At 61.0% G+C, this 17748-nt stretch carries 20 protein-coding genes; 7 read left to right on the top strand and 13 right to left on the bottom strand.

The window, feature by feature from the left end:
* Positions 1-4 precede the first annotated feature (4 nt).
* A complete protein-coding gene (locus tag PVE98_RS10790) occupies positions 5-862 on the bottom strand; it encodes an HlyD family secretion protein (RefSeq protein WP_033747430.1) in 858 nt (285 codons plus the stop codon).
* Entirely contained in the window at positions 859-1104 is a 246-nt protein-coding gene (locus tag PVE98_RS10785) for a DUF1656 domain-containing protein (protein ID WP_033747427.1), read from the bottom strand. The genes PVE98_RS10790 and PVE98_RS10785 overlap by 4 nt, the downstream gene beginning before the upstream one ends.
* A gap of 152 nt (positions 1105-1256) precedes the next feature.
* Between PVE98_RS10785 and slyA the strand changes: the two genes are divergently transcribed.
* Complete coding sequence (gene slyA / locus PVE98_RS10780; RefSeq protein ID WP_033747426.1) at positions 1257-1694, top strand: transcriptional regulator SlyA; 438 nt, start codon at positions 1257-1259, stop codon at positions 1692-1694.
* 43 nt (positions 1695-1737) lie between these two features.
* Here the strand turns inward: slyA and slyB are convergent, their stop codons facing one another.
* Complete coding sequence (slyB, locus tag PVE98_RS10775) at positions 1738-2205, bottom strand: outer membrane lipoprotein SlyB (RefSeq protein WP_033747425.1); 468 nt, start codon at positions 2203-2205, stop codon at positions 1738-1740.
* Between the two features lie 280 nt (positions 2206-2485).
* Here slyB and anmK point away from each other — a divergent pair, with 280 nt between their 5' ends.
* The 5 genes from anmK (at position 2486) to pdxY (ending at position 6949) form a co-directional block, all read left to right on the top strand.
* Positions 2486-3601 carry an anhydro-N-acetylmuramic acid kinase gene (gene anmK / locus PVE98_RS10770; RefSeq protein ID WP_096073075.1) on the top strand — a complete coding sequence of 372 codons (1116 nt, stop codon included), beginning with the start codon at positions 2486-2488 and terminating at the stop codon, positions 3599-3601.
* Positions 3602-3618: 17 nt separating this feature from the next.
* Positions 3619-3951, top strand: coding sequence for an MliC family protein (locus PVE98_RS10765; protein ID WP_096073076.1), 333 nt, complete (start codon positions 3619-3621; stop codon positions 3949-3951).
* A 5-nt stretch (positions 3952-3956) separates the two neighbouring features.
* Positions 3957-4613, top strand: a complete 657-nt coding sequence (gene pdxH / locus PVE98_RS10760; RefSeq protein WP_033747417.1) for a pyridoxamine 5'-phosphate oxidase — start codon at positions 3957-3959, stop codon at positions 4611-4613.
* Between the two features lie 137 nt (positions 4614-4750).
* Positions 4751-6025 carry a tyrosine--tRNA ligase gene (gene tyrS / locus PVE98_RS10755; protein WP_033747414.1) on the top strand — a complete coding sequence of 425 codons (1275 nt, stop codon included), beginning with the start codon at positions 4751-4753 and terminating at the stop codon, positions 6023-6025.
* Positions 6026-6088: 63 nt separating this feature from the next.
* Complete coding sequence (gene pdxY, locus PVE98_RS10750) at positions 6089-6949, top strand: pyridoxal kinase PdxY (RefSeq protein WP_048781192.1); 861 nt, start codon at positions 6089-6091, stop codon at positions 6947-6949.
* A gap of 34 nt (positions 6950-6983) precedes the next feature.
* On the opposite strand, the gene gstA is transcribed toward pdxY, so the two are convergent.
* Together gstA and dtpA are read right to left on the bottom strand one after the other, a co-directional pair.
* Complete coding sequence (gene gstA / locus PVE98_RS10745; RefSeq protein WP_048781191.1) at positions 6984-7589, bottom strand: glutathione transferase GstA; 606 nt, start codon at positions 7587-7589, stop codon at positions 6984-6986.
* A gap of 145 nt (positions 7590-7734) precedes the next feature.
* Positions 7735-9231, bottom strand: a complete 1497-nt coding sequence (gene dtpA, locus PVE98_RS10740; protein ID WP_096073077.1) for a dipeptide/tripeptide permease DtpA — start codon at positions 9229-9231, stop codon at positions 7735-7737.
* Positions 9232-9808: 577 nt separating this feature from the next.
* Between dtpA and PVE98_RS10735 the strand changes: the two genes are divergently transcribed.
* Positions 9809-10507 carry a CTP synthase gene (locus PVE98_RS10735; protein WP_096073078.1) on the top strand — a complete coding sequence of 233 codons (699 nt, stop codon included), beginning with the start codon at positions 9809-9811 and terminating at the stop codon, positions 10505-10507.
* A 24-nt stretch (positions 10508-10531) separates the two neighbouring features.
* Here the strand turns inward: PVE98_RS10735 and nth are convergent, their stop codons facing one another.
* From nth to PVE98_RS10695, 8 genes are all read right to left on the bottom strand, one after another.
* Positions 10532-11167, bottom strand: coding sequence for an endonuclease III (gene nth, locus PVE98_RS10730; RefSeq protein ID WP_033747404.1), 636 nt, complete (start codon positions 11165-11167; stop codon positions 10532-10534).
* Entirely contained in the window at positions 11164-11868 is a 705-nt protein-coding gene (locus tag PVE98_RS10725; RefSeq protein WP_033747402.1) for an electron transport complex subunit E, read from the bottom strand. Before PVE98_RS10725 ends, nth begins: the two co-directional genes overlap by 4 nt.
* On the bottom strand, positions 11861-12493 hold the full coding sequence (rsxG, locus tag PVE98_RS10720) for an electron transport complex subunit RsxG (protein WP_096073079.1): 633 nt from the start codon (positions 12491-12493) through the stop codon (positions 11861-11863). The genes PVE98_RS10725 and rsxG overlap by 8 nt, the downstream gene beginning before the upstream one ends.
* A gap of 3 nt (positions 12494-12496) precedes the next feature.
* Positions 12497-13555, bottom strand: coding sequence for an electron transport complex subunit RsxD (gene rsxD, locus PVE98_RS10715; RefSeq protein WP_096073080.1), 1059 nt, complete (start codon positions 13553-13555; stop codon positions 12497-12499).
* A complete protein-coding gene (rsxC, locus tag PVE98_RS10710; RefSeq protein ID WP_096073081.1) occupies positions 13556-16012 on the bottom strand; it encodes an electron transport complex subunit RsxC in 2457 nt (818 codons plus the stop codon). It abuts the gene before it with no gap.
* Positions 16005-16583: an electron transport complex subunit RsxB gene (gene rsxB, locus PVE98_RS10705; protein ID WP_033747391.1), complete on the bottom strand. Its 579-nt coding sequence runs from the start codon at positions 16581-16583 to the stop codon at positions 16005-16007. Before rsxB ends, rsxC begins: the two co-directional genes overlap by 8 nt.
* On the bottom strand, positions 16583-17164 hold the full coding sequence (gene rsxA, locus PVE98_RS10700; RefSeq protein WP_033747388.1) for an electron transport complex subunit RsxA: 582 nt from the start codon (positions 17162-17164) through the stop codon (positions 16583-16585). The genes rsxB and rsxA overlap by 1 nt, the downstream gene beginning before the upstream one ends.
* Before the next feature lie 123 nt (positions 17165-17287).
* Complete coding sequence (locus PVE98_RS10695; RefSeq protein WP_033747386.1) at positions 17288-17731, bottom strand: DUF2569 domain-containing protein; 444 nt, start codon at positions 17729-17731, stop codon at positions 17288-17290.
* Positions 17732-17748 lie beyond the last annotated feature (17 nt).

Genomic DNA, 17748 nt, shown 5'->3' with positions numbered 1-17748 from the left:
GCGCTCACGGCTGAATGGCGATAGAGCAGGTGGTGCCCGCCACCAGCGGCACATTATCCGGTATCTGCGCCAGGCGAATGCGCACCGGCACGCGCTGCGCCAGCCGCACCCAGGGCACGTTCGGCTTGATATCGGGCACCAGGCCGCTGTCGCTGTCGATACTCTGGTCGTAGATGGCGCGGCCGATACTTTCCACCTCGCCCTGCAGGCGCGCGCCGTTGCTGTAGAGCACAATCTGCGCCGGCGCGCCAGGCCGAATATGGCGCAGCTTGGTCTCTTCGAAATAGCCCATCACGTAATACGAGTGACTGTCGACCAGCGCGAAGAGCGGCGTGCCCGCCGTGGCGTAGTCGCCGACGCGTAGCGTCAGGTTGCTGACCCAGCCGTCGGTCGGCGCCGTCACGGTGGTCTGCTGCAGGTTCCAGCGCGCCTGATCCAGCGCGGCCTGCGCCGCTTTGGCGCTGGCCGCCATCGACGCGGCGTTCAGCTGCGCGGCGTCGAGATCTTCGGCCGAAATCACGTTGCGCGGCAGGCTGGCGCGGCGTCTCGCTTCATGCTGCGCCTTCGCCAGGTCGGCCTGCGCCTTCGCCAGCTGTGCCTCGGCGTTGTCCAGCGCAATCTGCCAGGGCACGGTATCCAGCGTCAGCAGCGTCTGGCCCTGATGCACAAACTGATTATCTTTTACCGCCAGCGAGACGATGCGCGCCGAGATCTGGGGCGTAACCTGTGCCAGCTCGGCGCGGACTTTGCCGTCGCGCGTCCAGGGCGACTGCATGTAGTAGTTCCACATCCACCAGCCCGCCAGCAGGGCGGCCGCGAAGACGATCAGCGTGGAAAAATATTTCACTGCATTGAATTTCATGTTGAGTATCCCTGTCCCAGCAGAAAAAGCGCGGCGGCGACGCAAAGTACGAAAAGAGAGAGATCCAGCAGCGTCGGATGCCAGATATCCCCCGAATAGATCCAGCCGCGCAGCAGCGGATGAAGAATAAGCCAGAAGAAGAAGCCGAGCAGGACCGCTTTAAACAGCGGCGGAAAAAACAGCGAGGCGCCGAACACCAGGTCGGTTAGGGGTCCCGCCGCATGAAAGGGAAAAATAGCCACGCATCGTCCTTCTGATATCACCCTGGCACCGGTCTCAAAAAGCGTAGATGAACCGCTGGGGCTTCGCCCGGGGTTTGTAATTTGTCCTTTAAACTCGCAGAATAGTGTAAAATCTGGCTTGATAGCTAGCAAGCTAATTATAAGGAGATGAAATGGATACGCCCCTTGGAACGGATTTGTCTCGCCTGGTGCGCATCTGGCGCGCGTTGATCGATCAGCGACTGAAGCCGCTTGAGCTGACGCAGACGCACTGGGTCACGCTGCACAACATTCATCAGCTGCCGCCGGAACAGTCGCAGATTCAGCTGGCGAAGGCCATCGGCATTGAGCAACCGTCGCTGGTGCGCACGCTGGATCAGCTGGAAGAGAAAGGATTGATTACCCGCTCGACCTGCGCGAACGATCGCCGCGCGAAGCGCATCAAGCTGACGCGTCAGGCGGAGCCGATTATTGAACAGGTTGAAAGCGTTATCGACGCGACGCGCGACGATATTCTCGCCGGCATCAGCCGCGAAGAGATCAACCAGATGGTGACCCTTATCGCCCGTCTGGAGAAAAACATTCTCGAGCTGCAGCATCGGGAAAAATAAAAAAACCGACGCCGCGGCGTCGGTTTTTTTTTGGCTAAGGCGATCAGCGCGGCGAAACGGTGATCTGGCTGCCGTTGGAGGCCAGCGCGACGCGCTGCCCGACAGAGTAACGGCTGGCCGCCTGCTTCTGCACCACCATGATGGTATTGCCGTCATCCTTACGGATTTCCAGCTCGACGCCGTCGGTTTTATTCACTGCGCCCTGAACGCCCTGGCCTGCCAGGCCGCCAGCGATCGCGCCGCCTGCGGTGGCCAGGCTGCGTCCGGTGCCGCCGCCGATGGTATTGCCGAGGAAGCCGCCCAGCACCGCGCCGCCGATAGCGCCGATCACGTTGTTGTCATCGCCGCCCTGAATCTTAACCGGACGGACCGAGACCAGCGTGCCGTAAGACACGCTCTGAACCTGTTTGGCCTCACTGGCACTGTAGGTATCGCCTGACAGAGTACTGGTATTTGTGCAGCCAGCCAGCGTAATGCCAGCCAGTGCGACAGCAACGAAACGCTTGATCATTTGTAACTCCTTTCTTAAGCAATGCGCCATGTGTATCGCGAAATCCTGCAAACAGTATAAGACACAAAGCAAATTAATCTTAGTCTGAGTAAAACATGGTGAAGCCAAGCATAGACTATTGGCGATCAACAAAAATTCAACCAGGCGAGAAAAAAAGTTGCGCAATGTTATTTGTTGCATAAAGTCGGGGAAAACATCAGGTAATCGTCGAATCAGGCGCGAGAATTTGCCAGACTGAAGGGCGTTGAATTGCACTTTCGCCACCCAGTAAGGAACAGGAATGAAATCAGGACGTTATATCGGCGTTATGTCAGGCACCAGTCTGGACGGCGTTGACGTGGTGCTGGCCGCCATCGATGAGCATATGGTGGCACAGCAGGCGAGCTACTGCCATCCGATGCCGGGCGAGCTGCGTCAGCAGATCCTGGCGGTCAGCCAGGGCCAGCAGCTGACGCTTTCGCAGCTCGGCCAGCTCGATACGCGCCTTGGCCGGCTGTTCGCCGACGCGGTCAATACCCTGATGCGGCGCGAGGCGCTGGAGCCGAGCGATATCGTCGCCATCGGCTGTCACGGGCAGACCGTCTGGCACGAACCGCAAAGCGACGCGCCGAACACACTGCAAATCGGCGATAATAATCAGATTGTCGCCGCCACCGGCATCACCGTGGTCGGCGACTTCCGCCGCCGCGATATGGCGCTGGGCGGGCAGGGCGCGCCGCTGGTGCCCGCTTTTCATCAGGCGCTGCTGATGGATGCGGTCGAGCGCCGTATGGTGCTCAATATCGGCGGCATCGCCAATCTTTCGCTGCTGATCCCCGGCCAGCCGGTGCGCGGCTTCGATACCGGTCCCGGCAATATGCTGATCGACGCGTGGATCTGGCGCCACCAGGGCAAGCCCTTTGACCAGGATGCCAGCTGGGCGCGCAGCGGCAGCGTGGTGCCCGCGCTGCTGGAGCAGATGTTGCGCGATCCCTGGTTCGCGCTGCCGCCGCCGAAAAGCACCGGTCGCGAATATTTCAATCTGGGCTGGGTGGAGCGTCAGCTGCAAACTTTCCCCGGCCTGACGCCGCAGGACGTGCAGGCGACGCTGACCGAACTGAGCGCCGTCACCATCGCCCATCAGGTGCGGCTCAACGACGGTTGCGACCGGCTGCTGGTGTGCGGCGGCGGCGGCCGCAATCCGCTGCTGATGGCGCGCCTCGCCGCGCTGCTGGCGGGAACCGAAGTGACCACCACCGACGCCGCTGGCATTCGCGGCGACGACATGGAGGCGCTGGCGTTCGCCTGGCTTGCCAGCCGCACGCTCTCCGGTTTGCCCGGCAATCTGCCCGCGGTGACCGGCGCGGCGGCAAAAAGCGTGCTCGGCGCTATCTATCCAGCTAATCCGCTCTACTGACAGTAAGGAGAATCACGATGAAACAGGGGTTAACGCTTGCCGCCGCGCTGCTGCTGAGCGGCTGCGGTCTGCTGCACAAACAGGCTGAAGCGCCGCAAACGCTGCACTACCGCTGCGGCACCCTGCCGCTGACCGTCACGCTCGACAACGCCAGAGAGCAGGTCAGCTTTATCATGGACGGTCAGCCGTTAACGCTGAAGCGGGCGATCTCCGCCTCAGGCGCGCGCTACAGCGACGGAAAATATGTATTCTGGAGCAAAGGTGACACCGCCTTTATCGAACGCGACGATAAAATCGTCGTTAACGACTGTGAATTGCAGCCTGCCAGCCAGCCTGTTCATTTCGAGTAACCCGTATGAGCACGAATTTCACTCTGCAAGATATCGCCAGCCTGCGCCGCGAATATACGCGCGGCGGGCTGCGTCGCAAGGATCTGCCGGACCAGCCGCTGGCGCTGTTTGAAACCTGGCTGCGGCAGGCGTGCGAGGCGCAGCTGCCCGATCCTACCGCCATGACCGTGGCGACGGTGGACGATCAGGGTCAGCCTTACCAGCGCATCGTGCTGCTCAAGCACTATGACGACAGCGGCCTGGTGTTCTATACCAATCTCGGCAGCCGCAAGGCGCAGCAGCTGGCCAACAATCCGCGCATTTCGCTGCACTTTCCCTGGCACTTTCTGGAGCGCCAGGTGATGGTGCTCGGCGACGTCGAGAAGCTGTCGCCGCTCGAGGTGCTGAAATATTTCCATAGCCGCCCGCGCGACAGCCAAATCGGCGCCTGGGTATCGCGTCAGTCGAGCCGGATATCGGCGCGCGGCGTGCTGGAGGGAAAATTCCTCGAGCTGAAGCAGAAGTTTCAGCAGGGCGAGGTGCCGCTGCCGAGCTTCTGGGGCGGATACCGCGTCAAATTTCACACCATGGAGTTCTGGCAGGGCGGCGAACATCGCCTGCATGACCGTTTCCTCTACCAGCGCGACGACAACGGCTGGAAAATCGACCGCTTAGCCCCGTAAAACAGCGTTTTTCTCCTCTCTCAGCGCTGGCACAGAAGTCGCCAGCGCTTTATGCTATAGCCCTCTTTTTTTTCTTCCGCACTCAGCGGAAAGCTGTGTACCAGCATAGGTGCAGTCTGATCAATTTGGAGTCAGTGATGACCAGCAGTAACCTGATACAACAATTGCAGGAACGAGGCTTAATCGCCCAGGTAACGGACGAGGAAGCGTTAGCAGAGCGACTGGCGCAAGGGCCGATTGCCCTCTATTGCGGCTTCGATCCGACCGCTGACAGCTTGCATTTGGGCCATCTGGTGCCGCTGCTCTGCCTGAAACGTTTTCAGGATGCCGGACACAAGCCGGTCGCGCTGGTGGGCGGTGCCACCGGTCTGATCGGCGATCCCAGCTTTAAAGCAGCAGAACGTAAACTTAACACCAGCGAAACCGTAGGCGAGTGGGTGGAGAAGATCCGCCGTCAGGTCGCGCCGTTCCTCGATTTCGACTGCGGCGACAACAGCGCTATCGCCGCCAACAACTACGACTGGTTCGGCGGCATGAACGTGCTGACCTTCCTGCGCGATATCGGCAAGCACTTCTCTGTGAATCAGATGATTAACAAAGAAGCGGTGAAACAGCGCCTGAACCGCGACGATCAGGGGATCTCCTTTACCGAGTTCTCCTACAATCTGCTGCAGGGCTACGACTTCGCCGAGCTGAACAACCGTCACGGCGTGTCGCTGCAGATTGGCGGCTCCGATCAGTGGGGCAACATTACCTCCGGCATCGACCTGACGCGTCGTCTCTATCAGAACCAGGTCTTTGGCCTGACGGTGCCGCTGATCACTAAATCGGACGGCACCAAATTCGGTAAAACCGAAGGCGGCGCGGTGTGGCTCGATGCGAAGAAAACCAGCCCCTATAAGTTCTACCAGTTCTGGATCAATACCGCGGACGCTGACGTCTACCGCTTCCTGAAGTTCTTCACCTTCCTCAGCCTTGACGAGATCAATGCGCTGGAAGAGGAAGACAAAAACAGCGGCAAGGCGCCGCGCGCGCAGTACGTGCTCGCCGAGAGCGTCACGCGGCTGGTGCACGGCGAAGCGGGCCTGGCGGCGGCGAAGCGCATTACCGAGAGCCTTTTCTCCGGCGCGCTGAGCGACATGACCGAAGCGGACTTCGAACAGCTGGCGCAGGACGGTATGCCGACCGTGCAGCTCGGTGCGGAAGACGATCTGCAGCAGGCGCTGGTAAATGCCGAGCTGGTGCCGTCACGCGGTCAGGCGCGCACCATGATCGGCTCCAACGCCGTCGCTATCAACGGCGAGAAGCAGTCAGACGCGGAGTACCGCTTCAGCGAGAGCGATAAGCTGTTTGGCCGCTACACGCTGCTGCGTCGCGGAAAAAAACATTACTGCCTGATCGTCTGGCAGTAAGCGTTCAGGGCCGGTTTCCGGCCCTTTTTTATGGCAGGCAAGGGCAAGGCAGTTCACAACATAATGAAAAATATTCTCGCAATTCAGTCGCATGTGGTATTCGGCCACGCCGGCAACGCCGCCGCCGAATTTCCGATGCGGCGCATGGGGGCCAACGTCTGGCCGCTCAACACCGTACAGTTCTCTAACCACACGCAGTACGGCCACTGGACGGGCACGGTCATGCCCGCGACGCACCTGACGGAGATCGTCAAAGGCATCAGCGATATCGACCGGCTGAAAACCTGCGATGCGGTGCTGAGCGGCTATCTGGGCTCGGCTGAACAGGGCGAACAGATCCTGGAGATCGTGCGCATGGTGAAAGCCGCCAACCCGGACGCCTGGTTCTTTTGCGATCCGGTAATGGGGCATCCGGAAAAAGGGTGCATCGTGGCGCCTGGCGTGGCGGAATACCACTGCAAATACGCCATGCCCGCCAGCGACATTATCGCGCCGAATCTGCTGGAGCTAGAGATGCTCAGCGAGCGCAGCGTCACCAGCGTAGAAGAGGCGACCGCGGCGGCGCGCGCGCTGATTGCCCAGGGTCCGCGCGTGGTGCTGGTGAAACATCTGGCGCGCGCCGGGCGCCGCAGCGATCGTTTCGAGATGCTGCTGGTCACAGCGGAAGAGGCCTGGCATATCAGCCGTCCGCTGGTGGATTTCGGCGTGCGCCAGCCGGTCGGCGTGGGCGACCTCACCAGCGGCCTGCTGCTGGTCAATCTGCTGCACGGCAAGGATCTGAAGCAGGCGCTGGAGCACGTTACCGCCGCCGTGTACGAAGTGATGCTGACGACGCACGCTATGGGCGAATATGAGCTGCAGCTGGTAGCGGCGCAGGACGCTATCGCCCAGCCGACCCAGCACTTCGCCGCCGAAGCGCTGTAAACCTGCAGGGTCGGTATCGCACCGGCCCCGCTCGTCAGGCGGCGCCTTCCGCCTTCAGCGCCGCCTGCACCGCAGGCCGCTGCGACGTTCGCTGAAACCAGGCGTCCAGCGCCGACAGCCCTTCTAGCTCCAGCTTCAGCGCATGCGCCCAGCGCACCATCACATAAAGATAAGCATCCGCCACGCTGAAGCGCAGCCCCATCAACCACTGCTTGTCCTGCAGCGCCTTGTCGACGAAGCGAAACTGCTGCTCCAGCCGGGCGCGCAGCAGAGGCTTGTAGCTGTCGGGCGTATCGGACTTAAACAGCGGCGTGAAGGTTTTATGCAGTTCGCTGCTGATAAAGCTGAGCCACTCCAGCGTATGGTAGCGCGTCAGGCTGCCGACCGGCGCCAGCAGCTGGCGATCGGGCTTCAGATCCGCCAGATACTGCACAATCGCCACCCCTTCGGTCAGGAGAGTACCGTCATCCAGCTCCAGCGCCGGCACCTGGCCTTTTGGATTGATTTGCCAGTAATCTTCGCTGCATTCGGTGACTTTTTTCATCAGATCGACATTAACCTGCGTGAAGTCGAGCCCGCACTCACGCAGCACGATATGCGGCGAAAGCGAGCAGGCGCCAGCCTTACAGAACAGTTTCATCACGAACCTCCGGATTGCGACAGGATCATTGCAGCTTAATGCCTCGTCGCCGAATTGCCAGTGACCGCGATCATGCGTTGCCCCTGGTCCGGAAAAGGATAAAAAAAAGCCGGGCGCATGGCCCGGCTGCATGTCACCTGACTTATCAGGCCTGCGCTTTTTTCAGCTCTTCTTGCGGCGTCTGCGCCATGCGGTTCAGCAGCGGCGCGGTCAGCAGCATCAGCACGGCGATCACGCCGGTGACGATGCCTATCTGCTGGAAGACGCTGCTATAGACGTTCAGCGAGGCGAGCGGATCGGTCACGTTCTCCGGCACGGCCATCAGGCCCGCCACTTTACCGGCGATCATCGCCGCGCCAGCGGTGGTGAGGAACCAGGAGCCCATAATAAAGCCCATCAGGCGTTGCGGCACCAGCTGCGCCACCATCGCCAGACCGAGACCGGAGATCATCAGCTCGCCGATGCTCTGCAGCGCATAGCTGAGGATCAGCCAGTTAACCGATACGATACCGGCATCCGAGGCGAACTTCGCGCCCAGCGGCAGCACCAGGAAGGCGGCCGAGCAGAGCACCATGCCGATAGCAAATTTAAACGGCATCGGCAGACGGTCGCCCAGCTTGTTATAGACCGCCGCCAGCAGCGGGCTCGCCAGCATAATCCAGAACGGGTTGAGCGCCTGGAACTGCTCGGGTTCGAAGGTAATCCCCAGAATGGTGTGCTCGACGTTGCGAATCGCAAAGAAGTTAAGCGAGGTCGGCATCTGCATATAAAGCACGAAGAAGACAATCGCTTCGACCATCAGCAGAAACGCCACGATCATTTTGCGACGCGCCGTGCCGTGCAGCGAGAAGGCCTCTTTGGCGAAGATCAAGATAATGCCCAGCGCGACCACGCCCAGGGTAATGCGCGCGATAGTCTGGTTATGCAGCAGCCAGGTTGCGATAGCGACCAGCACCACCACGCCCACCAGCGTCATCAGCAGCTTGCTGACGTTAAGCGGCGCGAAGTCCGGCTTCGAACCGTAGTTTTTCACCAGGCCTTTGCAGAACAGGAAGTTGAGCAGGGTGATCACCAGGCCGACGACCGACAGAGAAAACGCTACGCTCCAGCCATATTTCGCCGCCAGCCAGGGGGTCAGCATCATTGAGAAGAGCGAGCCGACGTTGATTGACATGTAGAACATGGTGAAGGCGCCGTCGAGACGCGGGTCATCTTTCTCGTAGCAGGTAGAGAGCAGCGAAGAGGGGTTCGCTTTAAACAGCCCGCTGCCTACCGCGATGGTCGCCATGCCGACATAGACCATGCCGACGTCGTGGCCGGAGAAGGCCACCAGCGCGTAACCCAGCGCCAGCACGATGACGCCCAGCACGATAACGCGCTTGGTGCCCAGCACTTTATCACCCAGCCAGCCGCCGATAGCCACCAGGCCATAAACCAGCGCGCTAAAAGAGGCGAACAGAGTAATAGAAGCCGCTTCCGACATGCCCAGCTGTTTAACCAGGTAAACAGCCATAATGGCCTGCAGGCCGTAGAAACCGAAGCGCTCCCACAACTCGATCGAGAAGATCAGGTAGAAGGCCTTCGGCTGTTTGAACGCATTGAGGCTAACGGCCTCATCGGTGTGTTTGTTTGCAGTTGACACGTGTACCTCAGTTTTTCGCGTACCCTGTTTTACGACAGGAAATAAGTCCGCGTCATGTCAGGATTCCATGCGCGACATTGTTATTAGTAGGGAAAAGCGGCGCCTAATGTGGCTGATAACGCGCATCAGGGCAAGAATTTTTTGAATGCTGAAAAGCCCAGGCTATGTAAGGGATAAAAACCGAACTGACTTTGTTAAATGGGTTTTAATTTCAGCAGAGATAATTCTACCAGAATAAACGTTTGTTTTTCACGGTGAGAGGATAACAATAACCATATAAGCTGCTTGCGGATAATTTAACAGGCAAAGGTATCGCCGTTCGATAATTAACCGGTTTATTATGCCAGAGACGGCGTATTTATCAGCTAATTTGAACAACAAATCAGCAAAATAGCTTCCAGTAATGAGAACGAATGGATAAAAGTTGATCCTTCGCACAGAATCGCCAATTAATTCATCAAGTAAAAGAAGAAAGCGTTTGCGTAGGGAGTCAGAGACAGAAAAATGCGATTTTTACCGTCTCGACATCAAAATAGCGATCGGCTAACCTCGGCATTTCCATTTACAGGACGTATTCATGGCAGCTTTAGTAAACCTGGCGCTGGTGGGCGATTACCGCGCCAGCGCCGTTGCGCATCAGGCTATTCCTCTGGCTATCGATCGTGCCGCCGCGCATCTGGGCGTCGCCGTCAGCTTTCGCTGGCTCTCTACTGACCAGCTCGGCGATCTGGGCGCCGTGAAAGAGAGCGACGCCATCTGGGTCGTGCCGGGCAGCCCCTATAAAAACGATGAGGCGGTGTTTGAAACCATTCGCTGGGCGCGAGAACAGCAGCACCCGTTTCTCGGCTCCTGCGGCGGTTTTCAGTATGCGGTGATTGAGTATGCCCGCAACGTGCTGGGCTGGCAGGATGCGAATCACGCCGAGACCGACGAGGGCGGCCGCATGGTTATCGCGCCGCTCAGCTGTTCGCTGGTGGAGCAGCGGGGCGAAGTCAGGTTCGCGCCAGGTTCGCGCATCGCCGAGGCCTATGGCGCGCAGTCAAGCGATGAGGGCTACCACTGTAATTTCGGCGTCAATCCCGCCTTTAGCGAGGCGCTGGAAGGGGAGAATTTACGTATCACCTCCTGGGACGCCGCAGGAGATGTGCGCGGCATTGAACTGACCGATCACCCTTTCTTCGTCGCGACCCTGTTCCAGTCGGAACGGGCGGCGCTGCAGGGGAAAGTTTCGCCGCTGGCGATTGCCTGGCTACAGGCAGCGCTGGCAGGACGCTGAGGCACGACGGGCGCGGCGCGCCCGTCAGATTTCCGTCTTGTCGGGAAACTCGCACAGATCTTCAATCAGGCAGGCGCCGCAGCGCGGCTTGCGCGCGACGCAGGTGTAGCGGCCATGCAAGATCAGCCAGTGGTGGCAATCCACCTTAAACTCGGCGGGCACCACTTTCAGCAGCTTCGCCTCGACCTCTTCCACGTTCTTGCCGGGCGCGAAGCGAGTGCGATTGCTGACGCGGAAAATATGGGTATCCACGGCGATAGTCGGCCAGCCGAAAGCGGTGTTCAGCACCACATTAGCGGTTTTGCGCCCGACGCCTGGCAGCGCCTCCAGCGCGGCGCGATCTTCCGGCACCTCGCCGCCGTGCTGCTCCAGCAGAATACGGCAGGTCTTGATCACATTCTCAGCTTTGCTGTTATACAGGCCGATCGTCTTGATATGCTCCTTCACGCCCTCTACGCCCAGCGCCAGCATTGCGGCGGGAGTATTGGCCACCGGATAGAGTTTCGCGGTCGCCTTATTGACGCTGACGTCGGTCGCCTGCGCCGACAGCAGCACGGCGATCAGCAGCTCGAACGGCGAAGTAAAATTGAGTTCGGTGGTGGGATGCGGGTTGTTATCCCGCAGCCGGGTAAGGATTTCTCTGCGTTTCGCCTGATTCACACCGCTTTCCCTGCAGGCGCGTGCGGTTCGGCCGCCGCGGCTTCAGCGTCGCGGCGAGCGGCGCGCTGTTTCAGTTTCTGATCGATCAGATATTTCGCGGCCAGCAGCATGCCGAGGCCGATAAAAGCGCCTGGCGGCAGCATCGCCAGCAGCATCGGCGAGTCGAAGTGCACCACCTCGATGCGCAGCGCCCTGGCCCAGGGGCCGAGCAGCTGATCCGCGCCGTTAAACAGCGTGCCGCTGCCGATCAGCTCGCGAATCGAGCCGAGGGTGACCATGGCGCAGGTGGCGCCCATGCCGATGGCGAAGCCATCCAGCGCGGCGAGGGGGATGCTGCTCTTCGAGGCGACCGCTTCGGCGCGGCCGACCACGATGCAGTTGGTGACGATCAGCGGAATAAAGATGCCGAGCGACTCATAAAGGCCATAGGCGTAGGCGTTGATCAGCATCTGCACGCAGCTCACCACCGAGGCGATGATCATCACGTAGATGGGGATGCGGATTTCCGACGGCACCCAGCGGCGCGAGGCGGAAATGGCGCTGTTGGTTATGGTCAGCACCAGCGTGGTCGCCAGACCGAGTCCCAGCGCGTTGGTCGCCGTCGAGGTGACGGCTAGCAGCGGGCAGAGCCCCAGCAGCTGCACCAGCGCCGAGTTGTTTTTCCACAGGCCGCCTACCAGCAGGTTTTTGGCTTCACTCATTTGCGTCTCCACATTCGGGCAGCGACGAGACGTTGCCGCTCAGCGTTTCAATCAGTAGCGCGGCGCGCTTAGTGGCGTTAACCACGGCGCGCGGCGTAATGGTGGCGCCGGTAAACTGGTCGAACTCGCCGCCATCTTTCTTTACCGCAAAGGCTTTGTCATCGGCGCCGTGCACCACTTTGCCGTTAAAGCTGTTAATCCAGTCTGAAATCCTTAGCTCGATCTTGTCGCCAAGGCCGGGGGTTTCGTGATGTTCGATAACGCGTACGCCCAGCACCTTGCCGTGAAAATCGGCACCGACCAGCATCTGTATCGCACCAGAATAGCCATCCGGCGCGGTGGTCTCAAGCGCGGCCGCCACCGGCGCATCCCCTTTGCGCGCCAGATAGAGGTGGTGCGGCGCGGCGTTGCCCAGCGCGGCATTGGTGACAAGGTAACATTCGCGCTGAATCTGATTATCGTACAGATCAACCGGCACCACCTGATCCAGCAGGTTTTTCTGATTCAGCGCCGTCTGATGGGCAATGGTCGGTTTGGTTACGTAGTTCACCACGGCGGTCAAACCGGTAGTGAACACCGCGAACAGCGCCAGGGTAACGGCGTTTTTACGGATAGTCTCAAGCATCGATCACTCCTTGCGATGGCCGTAGACGCGCGGCTGCGTGTAGTAATCGATGAGCGGCACGCAGATATTCGCCAGCAGCACGGCAAAGGCGACGCCGTCGGGATAGCCGCCGAAGCTGCGGATCAGCCATACCAGCAGACCAATCAGCGCGCCGTAAAGCAGACGCCCGCGGTTGGTGGTAGAGGCGGTCACCGGATCGGTGGCGATGAAAAACGCGCCGAGCATGGTGGCGCCGGAAAAGAGGTGGATCAGCGGGGTGTTAAGGCTCTCCGGCGAGATCAGCCAGCCCAGCGTGGCGCAGAACGCCAGCGACAGCAGCATCGCCGCCGGAATATGCCAGCGAATAGCGTTTTTCCACAGCAGGAACAGGCCGCCCGCCAGATAGCCGAGGTTGATCCACTGCCAGCCGAGTCCGGCCAGCACGCCGGTATAGATCGGCTGCGCCAGCAGCTGCTCCGCGCTGTGACCGGCGCGCAGGCCGGTTTTAAACGTATCCAGCGGCGTCGCCTGGCTGACGCCGTCGACGCCGAGCTGCAGCTGCTGCATGGTATCGCCCGCCAGCGTATGGCCGGTAAAGATCATGCTCAGCGAATCGAGCAGGCCCGGTTTCACCGCCTGCAGCGCATCGGGCGGTAGCCAGCTGGTCATCTGCACCGGGAAGGAGATCAGCAGCACCACGTAGCCGACCATCGCCGGATTGAAAGGGTTTTGTCCGAGACCGCCATAGAGCTGCTTGGCGATCACGATAGCGAACAGGGTGCCGATCACCACCAGCCACCAGGGCGCAAGCGGCGGCAGGCTGATGCCGATAAGCACGGCGGTCAGCAGCGCGGAGTTATCCGCCAGGCTGGGAGCGATCGGCGCCTTGCGCAGCCGCAGAATGGCCGCTTCCGCCAGCCACGCGGTCAGGACCGCCAGCAGCACCTGCAGCACGCTGCCGTAGCCAAAGAAATACCACTGCGCGGCGAAGCCGGGGACGGCCGCCAGCACCACCAGCAACATAATGTTGCCGGTGCTGCGACGGTTATGGGTATAAGGGGAGCTTGCGATACGAAAAGCCATTTATTCCTCAAACGTCGACGGCGGCTGCGCTTTACGCGCTTTCGCCCGGGCGATAGCGGCAGCGACGGCTGCCTTGCGCGCGTCTTCCGACGGACGCGCATCACTGTTTGCAACGTCGAGGGTCACGACGTCCTTTTCTGATGCCTGCGCGGCAGCGGCTTTCTTCGCTTTGGCGCGGGCGATAGCGGCTTCAACTGCCGCCTTGCGCGGATCGACCGGCGGCACATCCTCGACCGGCTGCACCTCTTCGGTCAGCGTGCCGGCGGCGGCCTGGGCCGCTTCAGCTTTTTTCGCTTTGGCGCGGGCAATAGCGGCTTCAACTGCCGCCTTGCGCGGATCGACCGGCGGCACATCCTCGACCGGCTGCACCTCTTCGGTCAGCGTACCGGCCGCGGCCTGGGCCGCTTCAGCTTTTTTCGCTTTGGCGCGGGCGATAGCGGCTTCGACCGCCGCCTTGCGCGGATCGACCGCTGGCACGTCGTCGACCGGCTGCTGCGCCTCGTCGGTCGGCGTGCCGGCGGCGGCCTGGGCCGCTTCAGCTTTCTTCGCTTCGGCGCGGGCGATGGCGGCTTCGACCGCCGCCTTGCGCGGATCGACCGCTGGCGCATCGTCGACCGGCTGCTGCACCTTATCGGTCGACGTACCAGCGGCGGCCTGGGCCGCTTCAGCTTTCTTCGCTTTGGCGCGGGCGATAGCGGCTTCGACCGCCGCCTTGCGCGGATCGACCGCCTCAGTCTGGGGTTCTTCCGCCGCTTCCGGCTGCGCGACTTTCTTCGCTTTGGCGCGGGCGATGGCGGCTTCCACCGCCGCCTTGCGCGGATCTTCCGTCTGGCGGGTCACCGGCTGGGTTTCCGCCTGCGCTTCCGCCTGACGCAGATGCGCCTGCGCATGACGCGCCTGACGCTGCGCTTCCTCTACCGCCGGATCGACGACGCCCGCCGCCTGGCGTTTCGCCATCACGCGTTCGCGGGCGGCAGCCAGTTCGCCTTCGTCGCTGCGCGCTACGCGCTGCTTCGCCTGTTCATGCTTCGCTTCGCGCGCCAGCTTCTCACGCTCCAGACGCGCCTGACGCGCCTCGAAGCGCGCTTTCGCCTCGGCGGTGCGCTTCGCCTCAAGATCGATAGCGCGCAGTTCCGCCTTCTCCTGGCGGTAGTACTGCACCAGCGGAATATTGCTCGGGCAGACATAGGCGCAGGCGCCGCACTCGATGCAGTCGTCGATATGGTGGGCGCGCGCTTTATCGTGATCGCCGCCCTGGCTGTACCAGTAAAGCTGCTGCGGCAGCAGTTTCGCCGGGCAGGCGTCGGCGCAGGCGGAGCAGCGAATACAGGATTGCTCTTCGTCGTTGTTACCCATTTCGCTGGCGGAGGGCGCGAGAATGCAGTTGGTGATCTTTACCACCGGTACGTCGAGCGACGGCAGGGTAAAGCCCATCAGCGGGCCGCCCATAATCACCATCTGACGCGGCGCGGGCGTAAAGCCGACCTGATGCAGCAGATGGCTGATGGGGGTGCCGATGCGGCTCCAGACGTTGCGCGGCTGCGCAATCGCCTCGCCGGTCAGCGTCACTACGCGCTCGGTGAGCGGCTCGCCGTCGATCACCGCGCGCTTCACCGCCCAGGCGGTGCCGATGTTCTGCATCAGCACGCCGATATCGGTAGAGCGTCCGCCGTGCGGCACTTCCAGCCCGGTCAGAATTTTGGTGAGCTGCTTCGCGCCGCCGGAAGGATATTTGGTGGGAATCACGCGGATCTGCAGATCGCGTTCGCCGCCCAGCGCCTGCTTCAGCGCGGCAATCGCTTCCGGCTTGTTGTCTTCGATGCCGATCAGCACGCGCTCGGCCTGCAGCACCCAGGCGAGGATACGGCTGCCTTCCAGCACTTCGGCGGCATAATCCTGCATCAGGCGATCGTCGGCGGTGATGTAAGGCTCGCACTCGGCGGCGTTAATAATCAGGGTTTTCACCCCGCGCAGGCCGCCGCGCAGCTTGGTGCCGGTGGGAAAGCCTGCGCCACCGAGACCGGCGACGCCCGCGTCGTGAATGCGCTGCACGATGGCGGCGCGCTCGCGCTGGCGGTAGTCCGCCATCGGCTCAAGCAGCGTCCAGCGATCTTCGCCGTCCGGCGACATAAAAATGCACAGCTCCGACAGCCCGGAGGGGTGCGCGGTCATATGCTGGCCAATGGCGTCGATGGTGCCGGAGGTCGGCGCGTGCACCGGCAGCATCCGGCCGCTGCCGAAAGTCAGCGGCTGGCCGCGCAGCACGCGATCGCCCGGCGCGACGCAAATCTCGCCCTCATGGCCGATATGCTGCTTCAGCGGGATAATAAAGCGGTCCGGCAGCGGCAGCTGGCTCAGCGGCGTGCCGTTCGACTGGGTTTTCATTTCCGGCGGATGAATGCCGCCCTCGAAATCCCACAGCTTCTCTTTACGAAAGATATTCAACAGATTAAGCATGACTTTCTACCGGGATCACCCGTACAGGAATGGTTTCAAGATCCCACTTCCAGTTAGCGGTGGTGGTCGCCACAGGACGCATCTCGATGCAGTCGGTGGGACAGGGGGCAACGCAGAGGTCGCAGCCGGTGCAGACGTCGCTCAGCACGGTATGCATGGCGCGCGTTGCGCCGACAATGGCGTCGACCGGGCAGGCCTGGATGCATTTGGTGCAGCCGATGCAGTTCGCTTCATCGATCCAGGCGACGGTACGCACCGGCTCTTTCGCCGTTTCGTCGCCGTCAATCGGCTGCGGGTCGACGTTCAGCAGCGCCGCCAGCTTGAGCATGGTCTGCTCGCCGCCCGGCGCGCATTTATTGATCGCCTCGCCGTTATTGCCCACTGCGTCGGCATAGGGACGGCAGCCGGGATAGCCGCACTGGCCGCACTGGCTTTGCGGCAGCAGTTCGTCGATCTGCTCGACGATAGGATCTTCCTCGACTTCGAAGCGGCGCGAGGCGTAGCCCAGCAGGGCGCCGAACACCAGGCTCAGCGCGCTCAGAACGATAATGGCAATCCAGATCGCGCTCATCAGAATTTCACCAGACCGGTAAAGCCCATAAACGCCAGCGCCATCAGGCCGGCGGTCACCAGCGCGATAGAGGAGCCTTTAAAGGGCGCAGGCACGTTCGCCAGCACCAGGCGTTCGCGCATGCCGGCGAACAGCACCATCACCAGTGAAAAGCCGAGCGAGGCGCTGAAGCCGTAAAGCGCCGCCTGCAGAAAGGTATGATTAAGGTTGACGCTGAGCAGCGGCACGCCGAGCACCGCGCAGTTGGTGGTAATCAGCGGCAGAAAGATGCCGAGCAGCCGGTAGAGCGACGGGCTGGTTTTACGCACCACCATTTCGGTGAACTGCACTACGACGGCGATCACCAGGATATAGGCCATAGTGCGCAAGTAGACGAGGTCGAGCGGCACCAGTATCAGGTGGTTCACCAGCCAGGCGCAAATCGACGCCAGGGTAATGACGAACGTGGTCGCCAGGCCCATGCCGATCGCCGTTTCCAGTTTTTTGGAAACGCCCATAAAGGGGCAGAGGCCAAGAAATTTCACCAGAACGAAGTTGTTCACCAGCACAGTGCCTACAAACAGCAGCAGATAATCGGTCATTTTTTCGCCATTGATTCGGAAAGCGGCCCATTATCTGTGATCTGTGACGCTATCTCAACCACTGCGCGAAACGCAGCGCGCTGTTTCGCACTCAGAATTAAATTGTTGACGAAACTCACGGCGTTACGGCTGGATAAAGGTCGATTTCACCCGCTGAGAGCGTTTGAAATAGGGCACAAACACCGCCGCGGCCAGCAGCGCCAGCAGCAGAGTCTGGGCGGCCTTGCCGTCGGAAACCGGCGTAAACGCGAAGGTCTTCAGCGCCAGCAGCAGCGTGACCAGTAGCCAGATAATGTAGTGGCGCGGCAGACGGCGCGAGCGTTTGCAGAAAATCCAGCAGACCCACAGGCTGTAGAGCCAGACGGCAAGCGCGGTCAGCAGGGAGATCGCCCAGTTGGTCACCAGCATGCCGCCGTGCGAAAACAGCGTGGCGCGCCATACCGGATTAAACAGCGGGCTAAGGTACATCGCCAGCACCATCGCGCTGGTGAGCATCATCATAATCAGCCAGGCGAGCGGCACAAGCAGCCAGCCGCCCAGACGCGGCGCGGTTACCGATTCATTCATGGAGGAGATCCTGTTGC

This window comes from Pantoea sp. GABEPS69 (assembly GCF_045780835.1).
GTDB classification, from domain to species: Bacteria; Pseudomonadota; Gammaproteobacteria; order Enterobacterales; family Enterobacteriaceae; genus Pantoea; species Pantoea septica.
Note: the sequence above shows the minus strand (reverse complement) of the source record. Positions and strands in the feature narration are given on the sequence as shown.

Bases quoted from the DNA above. Each gene is read 5' to 3' on its own strand.
- PVE98_RS10790 (WP_033747430.1), bottom strand. From the start codon at position 862: ATGAAATTCAATGCAGTGAAATATTTTTCCACGCTGATCGTCTTCGCG.
- slyA (WP_033747426.1), top strand. From the start codon at position 1,257: ATGGATACGCCCCTTGGAACGGATTTGTCTCGCCTGGTGCGCATCTGG.
- slyB (WP_033747425.1), bottom strand. From the start codon at position 2,205: ATGATCAAGCGTTTCGTTGCTGTCGCACTGGCTGGCATTACGCTGGCT.
- anmK (WP_096073075.1), top strand. From the start codon at position 2,486: ATGAAATCAGGACGTTATATCGGCGTTATGTCAGGCACCAGTCTGGAC.
- PVE98_RS10765 (WP_096073076.1), top strand. From the start codon at position 3,619: ATGAAACAGGGGTTAACGCTTGCCGCCGCGCTGCTGCTGAGCGGCTGC.
- pdxH (WP_033747417.1), top strand. From the start codon at position 3,957: ATGAGCACGAATTTCACTCTGCAAGATATCGCCAGCCTGCGCCGCGAA.
- tyrS (WP_033747414.1), top strand. From the start codon at position 4,751: ATGACCAGCAGTAACCTGATACAACAATTGCAGGAACGAGGCTTAATC.
- pdxY (WP_048781192.1), top strand. From the start codon at position 6,089: ATGAAAAATATTCTCGCAATTCAGTCGCATGTGGTATTCGGCCACGCC.
- gstA (WP_048781191.1), bottom strand. From the start codon at position 7,589: ATGAAACTGTTCTGTAAGGCTGGCGCCTGCTCGCTTTCGCCGCATATC.
- PVE98_RS10735 (WP_096073078.1), top strand. From the start codon at position 9,809: ATGGCAGCTTTAGTAAACCTGGCGCTGGTGGGCGATTACCGCGCCAGC.
- PVE98_RS10725 (WP_033747402.1), bottom strand. From the start codon at position 11,868: ATGAGTGAAGCCAAAAACCTGCTGGTAGGCGGCCTGTGGAAAAACAAC.
- rsxG (WP_096073079.1), bottom strand. From the start codon at position 12,493: ATGCTTGAGACTATCCGTAAAAACGCCGTTACCCTGGCGCTGTTCGCG.
- rsxD (WP_096073080.1), bottom strand. From the start codon at position 13,555: ATGGCTTTTCGTATCGCAAGCTCCCCTTATACCCATAACCGTCGCAGC.
- rsxC (WP_096073081.1), bottom strand. From the start codon at position 16,012: ATGCTTAATCTGTTGAATATCTTTCGTAAAGAGAAGCTGTGGGATTTC.
- rsxB (WP_033747391.1), bottom strand. From the start codon at position 16,583: ATGAGCGCGATCTGGATTGCCATTATCGTTCTGAGCGCGCTGAGCCTG.
- rsxA (WP_033747388.1), bottom strand. From the start codon at position 17,164: ATGACCGATTATCTGCTGCTGTTTGTAGGCACTGTGCTGGTGAACAAC.
- PVE98_RS10695 (WP_033747386.1), bottom strand. From the start codon at position 17,731: ATGAATGAATCGGTAACCGCGCCGCGTCTGGGCGGCTGGCTGCTTGTG.